We start from the raw sequence: 5,540 nt of genomic DNA, 5'->3' as shown, positions 1-5,540 counted from the left end.
GGTCGCCGCCGCGGCCCCCGCGAAGCCCAGCGTCTGGGACGTCAGCGTGGGCCTGAGCCTCATCTCCCTCACCGGCAACGCGTCCACGCTGACGGTGAGCGGCCTGGCCAGCGCGCTGCGCAAGACGGAGCACTGGATCTACTCCGTGAAGGCCTACGGCGCGTACGGCCGCAGCCGCCCGCCCCAGGTGGAAGGGGTGGTGGAGTCCCTGTCCCAGGTGGTGGCCCTCAACGCCGGCATCGAACTGCGTGGGGACCGCCGCTTCACGCAGGAGATCAGCGGCTATCTGCTGGCCGGCGCGGACACGGACCACATCAAGAGCATCGAGGCGCGGCCCTATGGTGAAGCCGGTGCCGGCATCCTCTGGTTCGACACCAAGAAGGACGAGAAGTCCGGCACGCGCGAGACCATCCTGCGCACCGACTTCGCCTTCCGCTACGCGCGCGAACTGCGCTTCCAGTACTACCCGACACGCATGGACCTGGGCGACGTGGACCTGGGCGGCCCCCGCTTCGGCGCCATGTTCCGCTACGGCCTCTCCAAGGACATCACCTTCCAGGAGGACGCGGAGATCCTGGTCAGCGTCATCGCCGACTCGCGCATCCTCTTCAGCAGCCAGACGCAGGTGATGGCGAACCTCACGGACGCGCTGGCCCTGGGCGTGGGCTTCCTCGTGAAGTCCGACAGCGCCCCGCCCCCGGGCAAGGTGTCCACCGACACGGCGCTCTCCTTCAACCTGACCGTCGCCCTGTAGTCCCCCGGGCGGGCCGGGCCACCCAGGCCCACCAAAAGCGACGCGGCGCCAGGGAAGAATCCCGGGCGCCGCGTTCGTGCTTCAGGGGACTGAGAGAGGCGGGGACTACTCGTGCTTCTCGTGGGTCTGCTTCTGGATCTGCTGGTGGCCACCCGTGCGGCCTTCCGTCGGGTTCGCTCCGATGTCCACCGCCTGCAGGTCGCTGTACTGCGACCCCGGCGGGTTGGCCAGACGGAAGCGGGTGCCAATGTCCATCAGCGAGAAGCCGATGAGCAGCACCACGAACACGATGGAGACCGCGAACACCAGGCGGTTGGCGCCCTGGTGCTCCGACAGGTGCATGAAGTACAGCGTCACCAGCGTACCCTTCACGCTGGCGATGATGAGCGCGAGCACCAGACCGAAGTCAGGCAGGTGCATGCGGCCGGTGAAGACCGTGACGAGCGTGAGCACCAGCAGGGCAATCCAGATGACCACGTAGCGCCCGGCGCCGTGGTGCTCCTGCATGTTGTGCTCTTCCTGATGCGATTCGTTGGCGATGGCCATGTCGTAACCCTCAGACCAGGTACAGCATCGGGAAGAGGAAGATCCACACCAGGTCGACGAGGTGCCAGTACATGGAGCCCAGCTCGACCTGCGTGTAGTTGTTCGCGTTGAAGTCCCCGACGCGGTACGCGCGCACCGTGGCGAAGCCCAGCACCGTCATGCCGATGATGACGTGCAGTGCGTGCAGCGCCGTGGAGGCGAAGTACACGGAGAAGTACATCGGCGCGCCCGGCAGCTGGATGCCTTCGTAGAAGTAGTAGCGGCCCGGCAGCGTCCCGATGTGGAACTTGTGCTTGTACTCGAAGAACTTGATGACGAGGAATCCCACCGCCATCAGGAGGGTGAGCACGTTCATGTGCCCCACCATCTTGTTCTTCCCCTCCTTGGCGTAGTGCACCGCCATGGCGGCGGTGAACGAGGAGGTGATGAGCACCACCGTGTTGATGGTGCCCATCGTCAGGTCCAGGCTGCGGCTGGAGGCCGCCCACGCTTCCGGGAACAGGAAGCGGTAGGCCGCGTAGCACGCGAACAGACCCGCGAAGAGCAGGATTTCCGTGGCGAGGAACAGCCACATGCCCAACCGCGCCGCGTGCTTCTGGACCTCCAGCGACGCGAAGTGGGCGGCCAGCTTGGGACCGGGCGCCGAGCCCGGCGTCACGTGCGCGCTAGACATCCGACACCTCGCCCTCGGCCTTCTTCGGATCCACGTAGAAGTGCGGCTCTTCGGGATACGTAGGCTGGGGCCCGATGAAGTTGTGCGTGGGCGGAGGGGACTGGGTCAGCCACTCGTAGCCCTTGCTGTTCCACGGGTTGTCCACGCGCTCGCCGTAGATGAGCGCGTAGGTCAGGTACACCGCGATGATGATGAAGCCGAACGCGAGCAGGGACGCACCGGCCGTGGACGCCACGTTCAGCGCCTGGAAGCGCTCCGGGTACTCGTAGTAGCGGCGCGGCATGCCCGCGTTGCCCACGAGGAACTGGGGGATGAACGTCGCGTTGAAGCCCAGGATGATGAGCGCCGCGGAAACCAGGCCCCACCCCTCGTGGTACATCTTCCCGAACATCTTCGGGAACCAGTAGTGGAGCGCGGCCAGGAAGGCCATGATCGTCGCGCCCACCATGATAAAGTGGAAGTGCGCCACGACGAAGTAGGTGTCGTGCCACGCCACGTCCAGCGACACCGTCGCCACCGCGATGCCCGTCATGCCGCCGAACACGGTGAAGAACAGGAAGCCGCAGAAGTAGGCGAACGGGGTGCTGAACTCCACCGCGCCCTTGTAGACGGTGCCCACCCAGTTGAAGACCTTGATGGCCGTGAACACGCCCACCAGCATCGACAGCACGCCGAACACGCCGGCGTTGAAGGTGGACTGGCCGGACACGAACATGTGGTGGCCCCAGGCGAAGAAGCCCACGAACGCGATGCCCACGCTGGAGTACGCCACCGCGCGGTAGCCGAAGATGTTCTTGCGGCTGAACGTGGAGACGATCTCGCTCATCACGCCGAACGCCGGCAGCACCATGATGTACACGGCCGGGTGGCTGTAGAACCAGAACAGGTGCTGGAAGAGCACCGGGTCACCGCCGCGGGCCACGTCGAACATGCCCAGGCTGAACAGGTTCTCCGCCGTCACCAGCAGGAGCAGCAGGCCAATCACGGGCGTCGCCAGCACCTGGATGCAGCTGGTGGCGTAGAGCGCCCACACCATCAGCGGCATCTTGAACCAGGTGATGCCCGGCGCACGCATGGTGTGCGTGGTGACGATGAAGTTCATGCCCGTGAGGATGGAGCTGAACCCGATGATGAACGCGCCGAAGAGCACCGGCGCCACCGTGGTCGTCGTGTGCGCGCTGTACGGCGTGTAGAACGTCCAACCGGTGTCCAGGCCGCCGTTGAGCATGCCCCAGAGCGCGAAGCCCGCGCCGGCCAGGTACACGTAGAGCGACAGCAGGTTCAGGCGGGGGAACGCCACGTCCTTGGCGCCCAGCATCAGCGGCAGCAGGAAGTTGCCGAAGATGGCCGGGATGGCAGGGATCATGAACAAGAAGATCATGACGATGCCATGCAGCGTGAAGACGCGGTTGTACGTCATCGCGTCCATGATGGTCGGACCGGGCGTGAGCAGTTCGATCCGGATGAGCAGCGCGAAGATGCCGCCCACCAGGAAGAACAGCAGCACCCAGGCCATGTACATGATGCCGATGCGCTTGTGGTCCACCGTCAGCAGCCACGACTTCACCGTGGTGCCGTCCGTCAGGTAGCTCGGGTGGTGGCCGTGGTCGTCGTGCGCCTCATGGCCGGGGACGGCCCCCGGCGCGGCGATGCTACTGGATGGGGTCATAGGCGGGGCCCTCGGAAGCGGTCTCGCGCACGTTCGCGGTGCGCAGCGTCTTGATGTACTCGACGATGGCGGCCGACTCGGGGCCCTGCAGCTTGCCCTGGTAGGTCGGCATCACGTTCTGGTAGCCGGCGACGATGTGCGCGCCCGGGTCCATCATCGACTGGGTGATGTAGGCTTCGTCCACGCGGATGCTCTGGCCATCGTCGAGCTTCTCCTCGCGCTCGTACATGCCCAGGAACGTGGGGCCGATGTGCTTCGAGCCGTCCACCGAGTGGCACTTGAGGCAGCCCTGCGTGCCCACCAGCTTCTGGCCCTGCTCGGCCATGCGGGCGACAGGCGGCACGAGCGACGTGTCCGCCAGCGCGTCCTGCCGGTCCTGCAGGCGGCCGCGCTGCTGCTCCTTAAGCCAGTTCTCGTAGTCCTCCGGCGCGAGCACGACGACCTCCGCCAGCATCTTCGAGTGCGACAAGCCGCAGTACTCGGTGCAGAGCACCTGGTACGTGCCGGGCTTCGTCGCCTCGAACCAGGCCTGCGTGTAGCGGCCCGGCAGCGCGTCCATCTTGATGCGGAAGGACGGGACGTAGAAGGAGTGGATGACGTCGCGGGACGTGATGAGCAGGCGCACCGGGCGGTGAGCCGGCACGTGCAGCACGTTCACGCCGTTGGGGCCCTCCGGGTAGGAGAACTTCCACATCCACTGCTTGCCCATGACGTAGACATCCATCGAGTCCTTGGGCGGAGTGGTGAACCAGGTGAAGTCCCGGAACCCGATGGCGAACCACGCCAGGAAGAACACCAGCGGGACGGAGACGAAGAGGAACTCCGTCTTCAGGTCCGGCACCACGTATTCCGTGTGCTGGTGGGCCTCCCGCCGACGGTAGCGGAAGAACATGAAGAGCGCCGCGAGGCCGACGCCCGCGGACATCACCATCGTCGTGCCGACGACGAAGTAGTGCAGGAAGTCGACCCGTTCCGCGAACGTGGACGCGCGCTCCGGGAGGAACAGGAATTGGTTGGCCAGGTCGCTCATGTAGTCGCGCCTTTCTTCAGCTCGCGCCTCCAGAAATAGATCAGCATCGTGGCCAGGGCGCCGAAGACAGCCAGGGAGCCCAGGCGGATGAACCCGAAGATGTAGAAACCGTACCGCCGAGTGGCGGTGTCATACTTGAAACAGGACATGACGATGCGATCGACGCTCGTCCCGACCCGACCGCCCGCTGCTTCCAGCAGCGAAAGCTTCACGTCCTTGCGGTCGAACGACGTGCCGTAGAGGTAGCGGGAGATGCTCCCCTCCGGGGTGAGCACGGTGACCACCGCGGGGTGGGCGTACTGCTTCGTGCTCGGTTCATACGTGTACTTGAAGCCCACGGCATCGGCGAGCTTGTGGATGTTCTCGTCGGTGCCGGTGAGGAAGTGCCACGGAGCCGTCTCCGGCTTGCCCATGGACTGGAGGTACTTGCGCCGCCGCTCCGCGCTCTGCGCCGGGGTGTCCTTGGGGTCGATGCTGACGGTGACGGCCTCGTAGTCCTTGCCCAGCTCCAGGCCCAGCTCGCGCATCACGCGGACCTGCTCGTTGATGACGAGGTTACAGAGCATGGGGCACTCGTAATAGACGAGCGTGAGCAGGGTGGGGCGCGTCTTCGACAGCAGCGTGCCCAGCCGGACCTCCTCCCCAGTCGAGTCCAGGAAGCGCGTCTCCAGGGGGAGCGGATCCCCCAGGTGCTCCTCCACGTCCACCCCCGTCACCGGCGGGGGCAGGTCGGAGTCCGCCTCCACGATGGCGCGGGGCGTCTTGCCTCCACCCGGCAGGGCGAACGCGGGCGTGGCGCTGGTGAGCACCAGCGCGAGCGCCGCGAGGAGCCCGGCGGCGCGGGCGGAGGAGGGCGGAGGAAGGGACC

Annotated in this window: 6 protein-coding genes; 1 reads left to right on the top strand and 5 read right to left on the bottom strand. The window is 66.0% G+C overall.

Annotated elements, in window-relative coordinates:
- Positions 1–754: DUF481 domain-containing protein (locus tag D7Y21_RS39945; RefSeq protein WP_233612483.1), on the top strand; the 754-nt coding region annotated here is incomplete at its 5' end.
- Between the two features lie 105 nt (positions 755–859).
- Here the strand turns inward: D7Y21_RS39945 and D7Y21_RS39940 are convergent.
- From D7Y21_RS39940 to D7Y21_RS39920, 5 genes are read right to left on the bottom strand one after another with little or no spacing between them, the layout of a single operon-like run.
- Positions 860–1,300 (bottom strand): cytochrome C oxidase subunit IV family protein, encoded by a 441-nt coding sequence (locus D7Y21_RS39940; protein WP_120567460.1) that lies wholly within the window; start codon positions 1,298–1,300, stop codon positions 860–862.
- Between the two features lie 10 nt (positions 1,301–1,310).
- Entirely contained in the window at positions 1,311–1,973 is a 663-nt protein-coding gene (locus D7Y21_RS39935; RefSeq protein ID WP_120567459.1) for a cytochrome c oxidase subunit 3 family protein, read from the bottom strand.
- Positions 1,966–3,642, bottom strand: coding sequence for a cytochrome c oxidase subunit I (locus tag D7Y21_RS39930; RefSeq protein ID WP_120567458.1), 1,677 nt, complete (start codon positions 3,640–3,642; stop codon positions 1,966–1,968). The genes D7Y21_RS39935 and D7Y21_RS39930 overlap by 8 nt, the downstream gene beginning before the upstream one ends.
- The gene (gene coxB / locus D7Y21_RS39925; RefSeq protein ID WP_120567457.1) at positions 3,626–4,672 is read right to left on the bottom strand and encodes a cytochrome c oxidase subunit II; all 1,047 of its coding nucleotides are present in this window, start codon (positions 4,670–4,672) and stop codon (positions 3,626–3,628) included. Before coxB ends, D7Y21_RS39930 begins: the two co-directional genes overlap by 17 nt.
- Entirely contained in the window at positions 4,669–5,484 is an 816-nt protein-coding gene (locus tag D7Y21_RS39920) for an SCO family protein (protein ID WP_121718500.1), read from the bottom strand. The genes coxB and D7Y21_RS39920 overlap by 4 nt, the downstream gene beginning before the upstream one ends.
- Positions 5,485–5,540 lie beyond the last annotated feature (56 nt).

The sequence above is a fragment of the Corallococcus sp. AB045 genome (assembly GCF_003668895.1).
In the GTDB taxonomy this organism is placed as follows: Bacteria; Myxococcota; Myxococcia; order Myxococcales; family Myxococcaceae; genus Corallococcus; species Corallococcus coralloides.
The sequence above is the reverse complement of the archived record's forward strand: the minus strand, read 5'-3'. Positions and strand labels throughout refer to the sequence as shown.

Coding starts and splice junctions, on each gene's coding strand:
- D7Y21_RS39940 (WP_120567460.1), bottom strand. CDS start 1,300: ATGGCCATCGCCAACGAATCGCATCAGGAAGAGCACAACATGCAGGAG.
- D7Y21_RS39935 (WP_120567459.1), bottom strand. CDS start 1,973: ATGTCTAGCGCGCACGTGACGCCGGGCTCGGCGCCCGGTCCCAAGCTG.
- D7Y21_RS39930 (WP_120567458.1), bottom strand. CDS start 3,642: ATGACCCCATCCAGTAGCATCGCCGCGCCGGGGGCCGTCCCCGGCCAT.
- coxB (WP_120567457.1), bottom strand. CDS start 4,672: ATGAGCGACCTGGCCAACCAATTCCTGTTCCTCCCGGAGCGCGCGTCC.